This is a genomic window from Pseudomonas sp. F007 (assembly GCF_057814275.1).
Window position 1 is genome coordinate 184,382 of record NZ_JBVATA010000008.1, and the last position, 13,666, is coordinate 198,047.

The window sequence follows — 13,666 nt, forward strand, 5'->3', positions numbered from 1 at the left end:
GCTCCTGCAGACCTTTTTGTTGGTGTGAACGACCGGCTTACTGGGCTTTTTCGGCGGCCAGTTCTTCCAGGTCGATGTAGCGGTTGCCGATACGCGGGTGCAGGCGGCCACCGTCGGCGCAGCCGAGGACGACGACGATTTCGTCGGCACGTGGCGCGTCTTCGATTTGCATTTCCAGGGTGATGTAGTGCGAGCGCAGGCCTTCGTCGTCCTTGTGCATCATCGGGATCTGGATCGACGTGCCCGGACCGCCGCGCTTGTTGGTGAAGCTCAGGTAGCTCTTGGCCTTGACCGCTTCGCGGTAGTGGTTGCCGAAGCGCAGGGTGTGGATCACCGCCGAGGCGTGTTCGATCTCGCCGTCAGCGCCAACCACCGCCGCCTTGCCATACGCCTCGATCTTCTCGGCACCGCCGATGATCCCCACCAGGCGTTCAACCATCAGCGCGCCGAGGTCGGAGCAGTTGGCACGGATCTGCGGCTTGAGGTCTTCGACAAAGCCGTTGCCCAGCCATGGGTTTTTCATCACTACCGCGAGGCCGACCATGGTCACCGGCTTGTCGGTGGCCTTGCCGCCCTCGATGAAGGTTTCTTCGACATAGCTGACGATCTTGCGGATTTCGAAACTCATGAGCTGCTCCATACGAGAAGAAAAGTGTCTGTGCGTCTGATGGTATACCATAATACCGATCGTGCAAGCGCTTAATCGGGTTTCTCGTCGGCAGGCGATGAAAAGCAGGTGGGAGGGGGGACGCGGTCACTGTAGGAGCAGCCCGGGCGGCGTTCCGCTGCTCGCGATGAATTCAGCGCCACCACGTTTATCCAGAATAAACGCGTTGCCTGGGCGTCCATCGCGAGCGGGCTCGCTCCTACAGGGGATATGTCGGCGATCAGATGCAAAGGATTCAACGCACCAACTGCGAATACGTATCAAAAACAAATGAGGTGCTATACCATGCGCCGCAATTTTCTGGCAGCTATGCCACCCCATTTGGCTATTCAGCAAGGTTCTTTCGATGCGTCGTACGCTGCTGTCGATCTGTGTGCTCCAGGCAATCTCCGCGTCATCCTGGGCCGACCAGGCCACACCCGATGAAAACGTCCTGCAACTGCAAGCGACCGACATCGTCGGCACTGCGGCTTATGAAAACCCGCTGGGCCCGGTGGACGGCTACCGCGCCACTCGCTCGGCCAGCGCCACCCGCACCGACACCGCGCTCCATGAAACGCCGCAGTCGATCAGCGTAGTGGGCAAGGACGTGGTCGAGGACCTCAGTGCCACGCGCCTGCAGGACGCCCTCGACTACGCCGGCGGTGTGGGCCGGGCCAATAATTTTGGCGGCCAGGGCCTGACCACCTTCACCGTGCGCGGCTTCACCACGGGTGAGTTCTATCGCAACGGTTTCCCGATCAACCGCGGCTATCCGAACATGCCGGATGCCAACACCATCGAACGCCTGGAAGTGCTGCGCGGGCCCGCGACCACGCTCTACGGTCGCGGCGATCCGGGTGGCACCTTCAACGTCGTCTCCAAGCAGCCGCTGGCCGAACGGACGGTAACCCTGGGCAGCCAGTTCGATGATCAGGGCATGCAGCGCGGCACCCTGGATGCCTCCGGCCCGCTCGATGAAGAAGGCCGCCTGGCCTATCGCCTGAATGTGGTGGGCGAGGGCGGTGACACCTTCCGCGACCATGTCGAGACCGAGCGCTATGGCGTGAGCCCGGTGCTGAGCTGGCAGGTCAACGATGACACCAGGCTGATCTTCGAGGGGGATTTCATGCGCAACAATCACCCGCTCGATCGCGGCGTGACGCGCTACCCGAATCAGATCGGCACCGCCTCCCGGGACACCTTCTTCGGCGAGAAAGACGTCGGCAAGCTGCACAACGACAACAACATGGCGCAGTTGCGTTTCGAGCACCTGTTGAGCGACGACTGGACCCTGGGCGGCGGCTTCCAGTGGCTGGACGGCAGCCTGCAGGGCAATGCGGTGGAAGCCAACGGCGTCGCGGCAGACGGGCGCACCCTGGGTCGCAACTTCAACTACCGCAAGCTGGAGTGGACCGACAAGGACACCCAGCTCAACCTCACCGGGCATTTCAGCGCGGGCGGTTTCGAGCACACTTTGCTGACCGGCGTCGAGTACGAGGATTACGACTACCAGCCGATCATCCAGCGCTCCAGCGGCGCGGTGAGCGCCTACCCGATTGATATCTTCGATCCGGTCTACGGCCAGCCGCGTCCCGCCTTGACCCGTACCCCGACCGACGACCAGGAAAACCTCAAGACCTACGCCGCCTTCGTCCAGGATCAAGTGGCCCTGACCGAGCGCCTGAAAGTCCTGGCCGGCGCGCGTTTCGAGCGCTTCGAACACGACTACCAGACCTTCGTGCCGGGCGGGCGCAGTTGGCAGGCCAGTGACAACGCGGTGACCCCACGCCTGGGCGTCACCTACGACCTGACCGACAGCGTGGCGCTCTATGCCAACACCGCTCGCTCGTTCAAGCCCAATGCCGGCGCCAGCCGCGAGGGTGGCGGCTTCGATCCGGAGAAGGGCAAGTCCTATGAGCTGGGCTTGAAGTGGGAGGCGCTGGACAATCAGCTGAGTGTCGACGCCGCGATCTACCAGATCGAAAAGCGCAATGTGCTGACCACCGACCCGGTGGATTCGACCTACAGCGTGGCCGCGGGCGAGGTGCGCAGCCGTGGCTTCGACCTGAATATCGCCGGCAACCTGACCCCGCAATGGCGGGTGATTGGCGGCTATGCCTACGTCGATGCCGAGGTGACCAAGGACAACGTCATCGATTCCGGCACGCGCCTGATGAACATTCCGCAGAACAGCTTCAGCCTGCTCAACGTCTACGAATTCCAGGACGGCGCACTAAAAGGCCTGGGCCTCGGCACCGGCCTCAAATACGTCGACGAGCGCGCCGGGCAGACCGCCAATACCGCGTTTTCCATGGCCAGCTACACCGTCGTCGATCTGCTCGGCTACTACAAGATCAACGACAGGATCCGCCTCAATCTGGATGTGAAGAACCTGACCGACGAAGACTATGAAGAAGGCGCCTTCGGCAACGTCTACGCCTATCCGGGCGCGCCGAGGACGGTGCAGGTGGGGATTGCGTATACGCTTTAAAAACTCACTGTAGGAGCGAGCCTCTCGCGAAAAAACCGAGAGCGCCGCGTGCATTCAGACAGCCCGCGTCATCGTTGACGACCTTCGCCAGCAAGCTGGCTCCTACAGTTATCGCGGTGAGCGCAGATCGTGTGATCGACGCAACCCTCCTGTAGGAGCTGGCTTGCCAGCGAAGAACCTGAGGACGCCGCGTACATTCAGACAGCCCGCGTCATCGTTGAAGACCTTCGCCAGCAAGCTGGCTCCTACAGGTCAACTGCGGCCGATCACAGGATCTGCGAACACTGCACCTCACTGTAGGAGCGAGCCTGCTCGCGAAAAACCTGAGAGCGCCGCGTGCATCCAGACGGTCATCATAATCCGCGAAAGGTCTTATCTACATCTTGAGTAGTAGGCCCTCTGGCTCATTGCACGCCGTCTGTTTGTTCGTAGACACTGCAGAGACCTTCACCTCTCCAGCCCATTCGAGCGCGCAATGACCGAAAACCGCGATCCACCGCAGTGGCTGTTGCTCGGCGGTACGCTGTTCAGCCTGGTGGCCTTTGCCGCCAACTCGATCTTCTGTCGGCTGGCCCTGAAAAGCGCCGCCATCGACCCCGAGTCGTTCACCGCCATTCGCCTGATCGGCGGCGCGCTGTTCCTGATGTTGCTGTTGCGCATCGGCCACAAGGGCGAGGCCGGGGGCAGTTGGCGCGGTGGGCTCTACCTGTTTGTCTACGCTTACCTGTTTTCCCTGGCCTACATCCATCTCGACGCCGGGGTTGGCGCGCTGATCCTGTTCGGCGCCGTGCAAATCACCATGTTCGCCCTGGGCTGGAAAAACGGCGAGCAGCTGCGGCCGAAAACCGCCGTCGGCATGCTGCTGGCGTTCAGCGGTCTGATCGTCCTGCTTGCTCCCGGCGGCAACGCGCCGCCACTGCTCAGCGCCCTGGCCATGAGCATCGCCGGGATCGCCTGGGGTATCTATTCAATCCTCGGCAGACGCTCGACCAACCCGCTCAAGGACACCGCCGGCAACTTCCTGCGCAGCGTGCCGCTGGTGGCTCTGGCTGCTCTCGCGACCCTGGCTCAAGGCGCCATTTCCATCACCCCGACTGGCGCGTTCTATGCCGCCGCGTCCGGCGTATTGGCTTCTGGCGCGGGGTACGCGGTGTGGTACGCAGTGCTCGGCAAGATGCGCGCGCAGACGGCGGCAACCTTGCAGCTGAGTGTGCCGGTACTGGCGTCGGTGGCGGGGGTGGTGTTTCTGGGGGAGGGGTTGTCGACGCGGTTGATGGTGGCTTCGGTGATAGTGCTGGGGGGGATTGGGTTGGCGTTGGTGGGGCGGCGGTAGGTTAGTGAGAGCGTGGGTACAACACACCTACAGCCTGCCTGATCAGCCCCCCAGTTTGGCCCAGAACTGCTCAGCCGATGGGCTGATGGGCGCAGTCGGCCGCGTCAGATGAATCTCCAGGGGAATGTCCCAGCTTTCATCGAGGGCCCGGACCAGCCGTCCATCGGCGATTTCCTGTTCGGTCAGGCTTTTGGGCAGCCAGGCAACGCCCTTGCTTTCCAGGGCCATGGACATCAGCACGGCCGCCAGGTGGCTGCTGAACAGGGGCTTGAGGTGCAAGTAGTCCTGCTTGCCGTGAAGGCGATGGGCGACGATCCGGCCCAGGCCCGATTCCTGGGTGTACGCCAGGTAGGGCAGGGTTTCAGGTGAGGTGCCCAGGTTCGCAGAAGCACTGGCCAGCGGTATGAGTACGTCTTCTCCAACCTTCTTGCCAATGAACTGATCCGGGGCCAGCAGCGGCGGTACATCGGGATGGCGGTGGCACAGCAGGAACTGCACCTGACCGTGAATCAGCATCTGCTCGCAAACCGCCATGCTGTCCGAGTGCAGTTGCACCGCATCGATCGGCGCACCTTTTTCGGTACTCCTCAGCCATCTCGGGAAAAACGTGAAGGACAGCGAGTGAGTGGCGGCAAATTGCAGGGTCTTGGCGGCCATGCCGGCCACTTCCTGCGCCTCGGTGCGCAACCGGTACAGGTGCCTGGCGGCCTCCTGGGCGCTGGGCAAGATCTGCCTCCCCGCTTCGGTCAGGATCGCGCCCTGGGGCGTGCGCACGAATAATTCGACGCCCATCCAGTTCTCCAATGACCGAACCCTGCGGCTGAACGCCGGCTGGGTGACGTGGCGTGCCTGCGCGGCTCGCACAAAGCTGCCGTATTCAGCGAGTGCTGATAAATCCTCAAGCCAGACGAGTTCCAAGGGCAATGCCTCCTGTGCATAGGGCGCGGCATTAATAGCATTGGGCGAGGGTCTTCGCAAAGCATAACGTGGCCTCACCAACAACAAGAGGAACCCGTCATGCGCATTGTGGACATCCGTGAAAAAACCGTCTCCATCGCCTCGCCTATTGCCAACGCCTACATCGATTTTTCGAAGATGACCTGCTCGGTTGTCGCGGTCGTCACGGACGTGATTCGCGATGGCAAGCCTGTCATCGGCTACGGCTTCAACTCCAACGGTCGCTATGGGCAAGGCGCGCTGATGCGTGACCGCTTCCTGGCGCGTATCAGCGAAGCCGATCCGGACACACTCATCGACCATGCCAACAACAACCTCGACCCGTTCGCCATCTGGAAGACCCTGATGACCAACGAGAAACCAGGCGGCCACGGCGAACGCTCGGTCGCGGTCGGTACCATCGACATGGCGGTCTGGGACGCCGTGGCCAAGATCGAAGGCAAACCCCTGTACCGCTTGCTGGCGGACCGTTATCGCGGTGGTGTGGCCGACGACAAGGTCTGGGTTTACGCCGCCGGTGGTTACTACTACCCGGGCAAGGATCAAACCAAACTCAAGGCCGAAATGCAGAGCTACCTGGATCGCGGCTACGACGTGGTGAAAATGAAGATCGGTGCGGTGCCGCTGGACGAAGATATCCGGCGTATCGAGGCGGTGCTGGAAGTCGTGGGTGACGGACGCCGTCTGGCGGTCGACGCCAACGGGCGTTTCGACCTGCAAACCGGCATCGCCTATGCCGAAGCCATCAAGAAATACAACCTGTTCTGGTACGAAGAAATCGGTGATCCGCTGGACTACGCCCTACAGGCCGAGCTGGCCAATCATTATGAACTGCCGATGGCCACCGGGGAAAACCTGTTCTCCCACCAGGATGCCCGCAACCTGCTGCGTCACGGTGGCATGCGTCCTGATCGCGACTACTTGCAGTTCGATTGTGCACTGTCCTACGGGCTCGTGGAGTACATGCGCACCCTCAAGGTCATGGAAGAAATGGGCTGGTCGTCGCGTCGCGTCGTGCCCCATGGCGGTCACCAGATGTCGCTGAATATCGCCGCGGGCCTGCACCTGGGCGGCAACGAGTCCTACCCGGATGTGTTCCAGCCTTTCGGCGGCTTTGCGGATGGCATCCGCGTGGAAAATGGCTACGTCGGCCTGCCGGATATCCCGGGTGTCGGCTTCGAAGCCAAGTCCGCCTTGTACGCAGTGATGCGTGAGTTGGGCGAGGGCTGATAGCGCCACCCCGTGGCCTCTTTGCCTGAGGCCACGGTCATGAGGCGTCGCCCGCGACGCCCTGCCACACGCCCATCACAACAATAAAATGAGGTGCTCCCGTGGAAAACTCCAAGTCGCGCTGGTATAGCCAGCTCTACGTGCAAGTGCTGATCGGCATCGTCATCGGTGCCGCCATCGGTCACTTCGAACCGCAATTCGGCGCCAGGCTGCAACCCTTCGCAGACGGCTTTATCCGACTGATCAAAATGCTCCTGGCGCCGATTATTTTTGGCACAGTGGTCGTCGGCATTGCCAAGATGGGCAGCATCAAGGAGGTCGGCCGGATCGGCGTCAAATCGCTGCTCTATTTCGAGATTCTCTCCACCATCGCCCTGGTCATCGGCCTGGTGGTGGTCAACATCGCCAAGCCTGGCGTGGGCATGAACATCAACGTCGACACGCTCGACGGCAGTGCCATTGCCAAGTACAGCCAGGCCGCCAGCGAGCAGGGCGGGACCATCGAGTTCTTCATGAACATCATCCCGCAGACGTTCGTTGGCGCGTTCTCCAACGGCATCATGCTGCAGGTCATTCTGCTTTCGGTGCTGATGGGCGTTGCATTGGTGCAGATGGGTGAAACCAGCAAGCCACTGATCAACACCATCGATCTGTTCCTGCAGGGGTTGTTCAAAATCGTCGCCATGGTCATGCGCCTGGCGCCCATTGGTGCCGGCGCGGGCATGGCGTTCACGATCGGCAAGTACGGGATCGGCACCTTGCTGTCCCTCGGCCAACTGCTGATTGCGCTCTATGTCACGACCTTGATCTTTATCGTAGTGGTGCTGGGGACAGTGGCGCGGTGGTCGGGTATGCCGCTGATGCAGTTTCTGCGGTACTTCAAGGACGAGATCCTGATCACCCTCGGCACCTGCTCGACCGAGGCCGTGCTCCCGCGAATGATGGTCAAGCTGGAAAAGCTCGGCTGCAAGAAATCCGTGGTGGGGATGGTGCTGCCGACCGGCTACACCTTCAACGCCGATGGCACCTGCATCTACCTGACCATGGCGGCGATTTTCATTGCGCAGGCGACCAACACGCCACTGACGTTCATGGACCAGATGATTCTGCTGGGCGTGTTCCTGCTGACGTCCAAAGGCTCGGCCGGCGTCGCCGGTGCCGGCTTCATCACCCTGGCCGCCACCCTGACCACCATCCACTCGATTCCCCTGGTCGGCCTGGTGTTGCTGCTGGGCATCGACCGCTTCCTCAATGAAGCGCGGGCGGTGACCAACCTGATCGGCAACGGCATCGGCACCATCGCCATTGCCAAGTGGGACAACTCGTTCGATGTGCAGGCTTGCGAGCGTGAGATTGCCGCAATGAAGCACGAGAAGGCCGAGCGCAAGATCTTGGCCACCCAAAAATAAACTGCACTGGCCACCGAACGTTGCGCTTCGAGAGCGGTGCAATGTCCGGTGGCTGATTTGCTGTGCGGTGTTCCCAGGAACATGCACCCAGTGCCCATGTGTTGGAGCCAGAACAATGATTGAGAAAACGCATCACGAACTGCGTCGGGCGTTCGCTGATTTGCTGCAGGGGACCGTGTGCAAAATCGCCGCGTCGGTGTTTGACCCGATCTCGGCGCGGATGGCCGGGGACCTGGGCTTCGCGGTCGCCATCCAGGGCGGGTCGGTCGCCTCGCTGCAAGTGCTCGGGGCTCCGGACATCGCCTTGCTGACACTTGGTGAGTATGCCGAGCAAGTGGGCAGAGCAGGGCGCGCCAGCCAGATCCCGATCATCGCCGACGCTGACCATGGCTTCGGCAACGCCCTGAACGTGATGCGCACCGTCACCGAACTGGAGAAGGCGGGCGCCGCGGCGCTGACTTTGGAAGACACCCATCTGCCCGCCCGATTCGACGAGCCCGCCAGTGGCCTGATCAATCGGCAGGAGGCCGCGAGCAAGATCTACGCCGCGCGGTTTGCTAGATCCGATCAGGCCCTGAGCATCATCGCCAGGACGAATGCGGGCGTGACCAGTCTGGAGGATTGCATTACCCGGACTGCGGCCTATCAGGAGGCTGGCGCCGATGCCATCTGCCTGGTGGGCGTGAAGGACTTCGACCACCTGCACGCCCTGACGGCTCACCTAAAGGTCCCGATCATGCTCATCAACTACGGCAATCCCGCGCTGAGTGATATCGAGCGACTGAGTGCGGCCAATGTGCGGGTGGTGGTCAATGGGCATGCGCCTTACCTGTCGGCCCTCCAGGCGACTTACGGGGCGCTGTGCGAGCAGAGTGGCAACGCGCGGGACGAGCTTGCCCTTGCTGAGTTGCTTGCCAGGTACACACGCTCGGACACCTACCGCGAGTGGGCCAACCTCTATTTGATGGCCGAGAACGGGTTGCACAGAGCGCCCTGAAAAGGAGCGGCCCGCGAAAAACCTGGAATCGGCGCGTGCATCCAGACAGAACGCGTCATCGTTGAAGTCCTTCGCCAGCAAGCTGGCTCCTACAGTGGTTGTGGCCGATCACACGATCTGCGAACACGCAACTTACTGTAGGAGCGGGCTTGTCGAAACGTCGCACCGCCGCGAAGAACCTGAGATTGCCGCGTACATCCAGACGGGATCGGTTCGGCATTGCGAGGGGCCACGCGGCAATGATACAAGCCTCACAAGATCCGCACGGCCACCCGCAAGGACCACCCCATGAACCGCACCCAGCACATCCACCTCATGGCGACCTACAACCAGTGGATGAACACCAGGCTCTACCAGGCCGCCAGCAACCTGCCCGATGAAGAACTCACCGCCGATCGCAAGGCCTTCTTCGGCTCCATTCTCGGCACCCTGAATCACTTGGCCCTCGGAGACCGGGTCTGGCTGCAGCGCTTCGCCAGGCATCCGGCGAACTATCCGCTACTCGAGCCGATTCGCCAGCTGCCGGCCCCCGGCAATCTCAAGGAACTGCAGTTCACCGACATCCGCGACTTGGAAGCCCATCGCCTGTGGCTCGATCAACTGATCATCGAGTGGGCTGGTTCGATTACCGAGGCGGACCTCGACCATCCCCTGCAGTACGCCAACATGAAGGGCGTGCCGGCCCAGAGGGATTTCTTTGGCCTGATCATGCATTTCTTCAACCATCAGACCCATCACCGTGGCCAGGTGACGACCTTGCTATCGCAGGCCGGCATCGACCCCGGCGATACCGACCTGCTGTTCGTCATGCCCTCCGAACCTGTGGCCTAGAACGCGCTCTTGATCACTCCGCCATCGGCGCGCAGTGCCGCGCCGGTGGTGGCCGACGACAGTGGACTGGCGACATAGGCGACCAGGGAGGCGATTTCCTGGGGTGAGCTGAAGCGCTTGATCAGCGACGTGGGGCGGACTTTCTCGAAGAATTCCTTCTCGAAACCTTCGAAGGATTGGCCCTCGGCCTTGGCCAGGGTCTCGACGAACTCGCCGACGCCCCGGGACTTGGTCGGCCCCGGCAGCACACTGTTGACCGTGATGCCGGTGCCGGCCACGGCTTCGGCCAGGCCTCGGGCGACGGCGAGCTGGGCGGTTTTGGTCACGCCGTAGTGGATCATTTCGACGGGAATCTGCACCCCGCTTTCGCTGGAGATGAAGATGATCCGTCCCCAGTTGGCCTGCTTCATTGCTGGCAGGAACAGCCGGGCCAGGCGCACGCCGCTGAGCACGTTGACGTCGAAGAAGCGTTGCCAGTCTGCGTCGGGAATATCTTCGAAAGCCTTGGGCTCGAAGATGCCAAGGTTATTCACCAGGATTTCCACACCCGGAAAGCGCCGTGCGACCTCGTCGGCGGCGGCAGCGGTGCTCAGGTCACCGGCAAATCCATGCACCTCGCCACCGGTCTGTGCTTTGAGTTGCGCAACCGCGCTGTCCACCGACGCCTGGGAGCGGCCATTGACGATCACGCGGGCGCCTTCCTCGGCGAGGGTCGTGACGATCGCCAGGCCGATGCCGGCGGTGCTGCCGCTGACCAGGGCGAGTTTGCCTTGCAGGTTCAGGTCCATGAGCGAGTGCCTTCTTCGTGGGTGGAAAAAACAGGCGACGGTGCCGCCAAGGGTGAGCAATCAGTCTAGTGCGGTTTTGCCGATTGAAAGCCACGTTCGTCGCGTCCTGACGGATCAGTCCCGGCTAAGGAAAACCCCTAGGCGCACTGGCGTTTTCCCCGCCCTTGATGCTGTTCGTCTCGATACCGCCCCGACCTCTACTGACTTACCTTGCACAAGCCCGACAACGCGGCGGCCGGCTTTCGGCTGCCACTGCGTCGGGCTTGAATGCGCTCCTATAACAACAGTGCCAAGCACGTACAGAGGTGGAGAGGGTTGATGTCCAGGGATAAGCAAGCGTGCCGCGGGCTCGGGTTTGCCAGCGTGATGGGGATGGTCTGTGCGCCATGGGTCGCCCAGGCGGATGTGATCGATGACAGCCACTTCAAGGTCGATACCCGCAACTTCTATTTGCACCGCAACTACACCAATACCAACGCACCGGTGTCCGAAGTGCACAGTTGGTCCCAGGGCTTCGATGCCCAGTTCACCTCCGGCTACACCGACACCGCATTGGCAGTGGGGCTGGATGTGGACGCGCAATACGCAGTGCGCCTCGATTCGTCGGGCAATGACGGTTCGTTACCCTTCAGTGTGCATGACCAGCAGACCGCCAACGATTACAGCCGCGCCGGCGCGACCCTGAAAATGCGCTACAGCAAGACCGAGTTGAAAGTCGGCGACCTGCGTCCGCAGTACCCGGTGGCCTTCGATGACCCCAGCCGCCAGCTGGATACCATCTACCAGGGCGCGGTGGTCGAGTCGAAAGAAGTCGACGGCCTGACCCTGACCGGCGGGCGTTTCTGGTCGGCGGTGACCCGTGAGTCGTCGAACCACGAGAAGCTCTACAAGTTCGGCTCCACCGACAACCTCGACAGCGACGGCCTGGATTTCGGCGGCGCCACCTACGACATCAGCAAGAACCTGCAGGCCAGCTACTTCTATGGCGTGCTCCACGACATCTACCAGCAGCACTACTTCGGCCTGATGCACATGGCCGAGCTGGGCAATGGCTACAAGCTCAAGACCGACCTGCGCTACTTCAACAACAACGAAGACGGCAACGCGCTCAACGGTGAAATCGACAACCGTTCCTGGGGCACCCTGTTCAGCCTGTTCAAGGGCGCGCACATGGTCGGCCTCAGCTACCAGCGCATGCTCGGTGACAGCGTGTTCCCGACCATGAACGGCTATATCCCGCAACCCTACCTGGTGCACTGGTCGTCCCTGGGTTTTGTGCGTCCGGGCGAACGCTCGTGGGCCGCGCGCTACAGCTATGACTTCGCCGGGATGGGCCTGCCGGGGCTGAAGTTCGTCACCCGCTACACCAAGGGGACGCAGTGGGACCGGGGCGCGAATCTCAGCGACAACCAGGAGAGCGAACGCTTCCTCGGCGTCAATTACGTGGTGCAGGGCGGGGCGCTGCAAGGCCTCGGTTTTGACCTGCGCAACATCGATGTGAAGCAGAAGTACGGCTACGACTACAACGAGTTCCGCGTCGCCACGACCTACACCTGGAAGTTCTGGTAAGCACCGTCGACCAGCGCCTTGCGTGCCCGGGGCGCCCTCCAAGAGGAATAAAACCAATGAATACGCAAGTCGATACCGCGCTGTTGCAGAAGAAAAAAACCTACCTCTATGAATGGTATGTGGTGGGCCTGTGCATGGTCGCCTACATCTTTTCCTTCGTGGACCGGCAGATCCTCGCGCTGATGATCGAGCCGATCAAGGCCGACCTGCAGCTCAGCGACACCCAGTTCAGCCTGCTGCATGGCCTGGCGTTCTCGCTGTTCTATGCGTTCATGGGCATGCCCATCGCCTACCTGGCCGACCGTTTTTCCCGACCGAAAATCATCGCCGTCGGCGTGGTGTTCTGGAGCCTGACCACCGCCGCCTGCGGCCTGAGCAAGAACTTCCTGCACATGTTCCTCGCACGCATTGGTGTCGGCGTGGGTGAGGCAGCCTTGTCACCCTCGGCCTATTCGATGTTCAGCGACATGTTCCCCAAGGAAAAACTCGGGCGCGCGGTGGGCATCTACTCCATCGGCTCGTTCATTGGCGGCGGCCTGGCATTTCTGGTGGGCGGCTATGTAATCGCTCTGCTCAAGGACATGAACACCATCGAAGTCGCGGTGCTCGGTGCGGTCAAGGCCTGGCAACTGGCGTTCTTCATCGTCGGCCTGCCGGGGATTCTTGTCGGTCTGCTGATCTGGCTGACCGTGCGTGACCCGGCGCGCAAGGGCCTGCAACTGGACGCCGAAGGCAAGCCACGCAAGGTCGGGCTGGGTGACGGCCTGCGCTTCCTCGGGCGCCATCGCGCGACGTTCAGCTTTCACTACCTGGGCTTTTCCTTCTACGCCATGGTGCTGTTCTGCATGATGAGCTGGAGCCCGGCACTGTACATCCGCAAGTTCGGCCTGTCGCCGGTGGAGGCGGGCTACATGCTCGGCACCGTGCTGTTGCTGGCCAACACCGCCGGGGTGCTGTTCGGCGGCTGGCTCACCGACTACCTGGCCAAGCGCGGCCACCAGGACGCGGCGATGCGCACCGGGGTGATTGGCGCCCTGGGCATGATCGTGCCGGCGGTGCTGTTTCCGCAGGTCGATCAGCTGTGGCTGTCGGTGACTCTGCTGGTGCCGGCGATGTTCTTCGCTTCGTTCCCGATGCCGGCGTCCACCGCAGCCATGCAGATCCTCGCGCCGAACCAGGTGCGTGCCCAGGTCTCGGCGGTGTTCCTGCTGATCAGCAACCTGCTCGGCCTGGGACTCGGTACAACGCTGGTGGCGCTGTTGACCGACCGTTACTTCGGCTCGCCGGCCGCGGTGGGTTCGTCGATGTCGCTGGTGATGATCGGCGCTTCGGCCCTCACCGTGCTGTTGCTGTGGCGCGGGTGCAAGTGCTTCCGCGAGAGCTATGCACGGGAGTACCCGAACCGGGCGTGA

General features: G+C 61.9%; 11 protein-coding genes. 8 read left to right on the forward strand and 3 right to left on the reverse strand.

The window, feature by feature from the left end:
• Positions 1 to 37: 37 nt before the first annotated feature.
• Positions 38 to 628: an amino acid synthesis family protein gene (locus ACZYR5_RS21050; RefSeq protein ID WP_007978708.1), complete on the reverse strand. Its 591-nt coding sequence runs from the start codon at positions 626 to 628 to the stop codon at positions 38 to 40.
• A 385-nt stretch (positions 629 to 1,013) separates the two neighbouring features.
• Here ACZYR5_RS21050 and ACZYR5_RS21055 point away from each other — a divergent pair, with 385 nt between their 5' ends.
• Together ACZYR5_RS21055 and ACZYR5_RS21060 are read left to right on the forward strand one after the other, a co-directional pair.
• Positions 1,014 to 3,140: a TonB-dependent siderophore receptor gene (locus tag ACZYR5_RS21055; protein ID WP_489091366.1), complete on the forward strand. Its 2,127-nt coding sequence runs from the start codon at positions 1,014 to 1,016 to the stop codon at positions 3,138 to 3,140.
• A 475-nt stretch (positions 3,141 to 3,615) separates the two neighbouring features.
• Entirely contained in the window at positions 3,616 to 4,473 is an 858-nt protein-coding gene (locus ACZYR5_RS21060) for a DMT family transporter (RefSeq protein WP_489091367.1), read from the forward strand.
• Between the two features lie 42 nt (positions 4,474 to 4,515).
• Here the strand turns inward: ACZYR5_RS21060 and ACZYR5_RS21065 are convergent, their stop codons facing one another.
• Positions 4,516 to 5,391, reverse strand: a complete 876-nt coding sequence (locus ACZYR5_RS21065) for a LysR family transcriptional regulator (protein ID WP_489091368.1) — start codon at positions 5,389 to 5,391, stop codon at positions 4,516 to 4,518.
• Between the two features lie 99 nt (positions 5,392 to 5,490).
• On the opposite strand from ACZYR5_RS21065, the gene ACZYR5_RS21070 reads away from it, so the two are divergent.
• The 4 genes from ACZYR5_RS21070 to ACZYR5_RS21085 all read left to right on the forward strand — a co-directional run bounded on the left by ACZYR5_RS21070 (position 5,491) and on the right by ACZYR5_RS21085 (position 9,897).
• Positions 5,491 to 6,660: a mandelate racemase/muconate lactonizing enzyme family protein gene (locus ACZYR5_RS21070; protein ID WP_489091369.1), complete on the forward strand. Its 1,170-nt coding sequence runs from the start codon at positions 5,491 to 5,493 to the stop codon at positions 6,658 to 6,660.
• Between the two features lie 101 nt (positions 6,661 to 6,761).
• A complete protein-coding gene (dctA, locus tag ACZYR5_RS21075; protein WP_489091370.1) occupies positions 6,762 to 8,069 on the forward strand; it encodes a C4-dicarboxylate transporter DctA in 1,308 nt (435 codons plus the stop codon).
• A gap of 115 nt (positions 8,070 to 8,184) precedes the next feature.
• Positions 8,185 to 9,066: an isocitrate lyase/PEP mutase family protein gene (locus ACZYR5_RS21080; protein WP_489091371.1), complete on the forward strand. Its 882-nt coding sequence runs from the start codon at positions 8,185 to 8,187 to the stop codon at positions 9,064 to 9,066.
• Positions 9,067 to 9,354: 288 nt separating this feature from the next.
• Positions 9,355 to 9,897, forward strand: coding sequence for a DinB family protein (locus tag ACZYR5_RS21085; RefSeq protein ID WP_489091372.1), 543 nt, complete (start codon positions 9,355 to 9,357; stop codon positions 9,895 to 9,897).
• Here the strand turns inward: ACZYR5_RS21085 and ACZYR5_RS21090 are convergent.
• A complete protein-coding gene (locus ACZYR5_RS21090) occupies positions 9,894 to 10,685 on the reverse strand; it encodes an SDR family NAD(P)-dependent oxidoreductase (RefSeq protein ID WP_489091373.1) in 792 nt (263 codons plus the stop codon). The two genes, ACZYR5_RS21085 and ACZYR5_RS21090, sit on opposite strands and share 4 nt — an antisense overlap.
• Before the next feature lie 318 nt (positions 10,686 to 11,003).
• Between ACZYR5_RS21090 and ACZYR5_RS21095 the strand changes: the two genes are divergently transcribed.
• Complete coding sequence (locus ACZYR5_RS21095) at positions 11,004 to 12,254, forward strand: OprD family outer membrane porin (protein ID WP_489091374.1); 1,251 nt, start codon at positions 11,004 to 11,006, stop codon at positions 12,252 to 12,254.
• A 56-nt stretch (positions 12,255 to 12,310) separates the two neighbouring features.
• Positions 12,311 to 13,666 (forward strand): spinster family MFS transporter, encoded by a 1,356-nt coding sequence (locus ACZYR5_RS21100; RefSeq protein WP_489091375.1) that lies wholly within the window; start codon positions 12,311 to 12,313, stop codon positions 13,664 to 13,666.

Coding starts and splice junctions, on each gene's coding strand:
- ACZYR5_RS21085 (WP_489091372.1), top strand. CDS start 9,355: ATGAACCGCACCCAGCACATCCACCTCATGGCGACCTACAACCAGTGG.
- ACZYR5_RS21050 (WP_007978708.1), bottom strand. CDS start 628: ATGAGTTTCGAAATCCGCAAGATCGTCAGCTATGTCGAAGAAACCTTC.
- ACZYR5_RS21070 (WP_489091369.1), top strand. CDS start 5,491: ATGCGCATTGTGGACATCCGTGAAAAAACCGTCTCCATCGCCTCGCCT.
- ACZYR5_RS21055 (WP_489091366.1), top strand. CDS start 1,014: ATGCGTCGTACGCTGCTGTCGATCTGTGTGCTCCAGGCAATCTCCGCG.
- ACZYR5_RS21100 (WP_489091375.1), top strand. CDS start 12,311: ATGAATACGCAAGTCGATACCGCGCTGTTGCAGAAGAAAAAAACCTAC.
- ACZYR5_RS21090 (WP_489091373.1), bottom strand. CDS start 10,685: ATGGACCTGAACCTGCAAGGCAAACTCGCCCTGGTCAGCGGCAGCACC.
- ACZYR5_RS21095 (WP_489091374.1), top strand. CDS start 11,004: ATGTCCAGGGATAAGCAAGCGTGCCGCGGGCTCGGGTTTGCCAGCGTG.
- ACZYR5_RS21080 (WP_489091371.1), top strand. CDS start 8,185: ATGATTGAGAAAACGCATCACGAACTGCGTCGGGCGTTCGCTGATTTG.
- ACZYR5_RS21060 (WP_489091367.1), top strand. CDS start 3,616: ATGACCGAAAACCGCGATCCACCGCAGTGGCTGTTGCTCGGCGGTACG.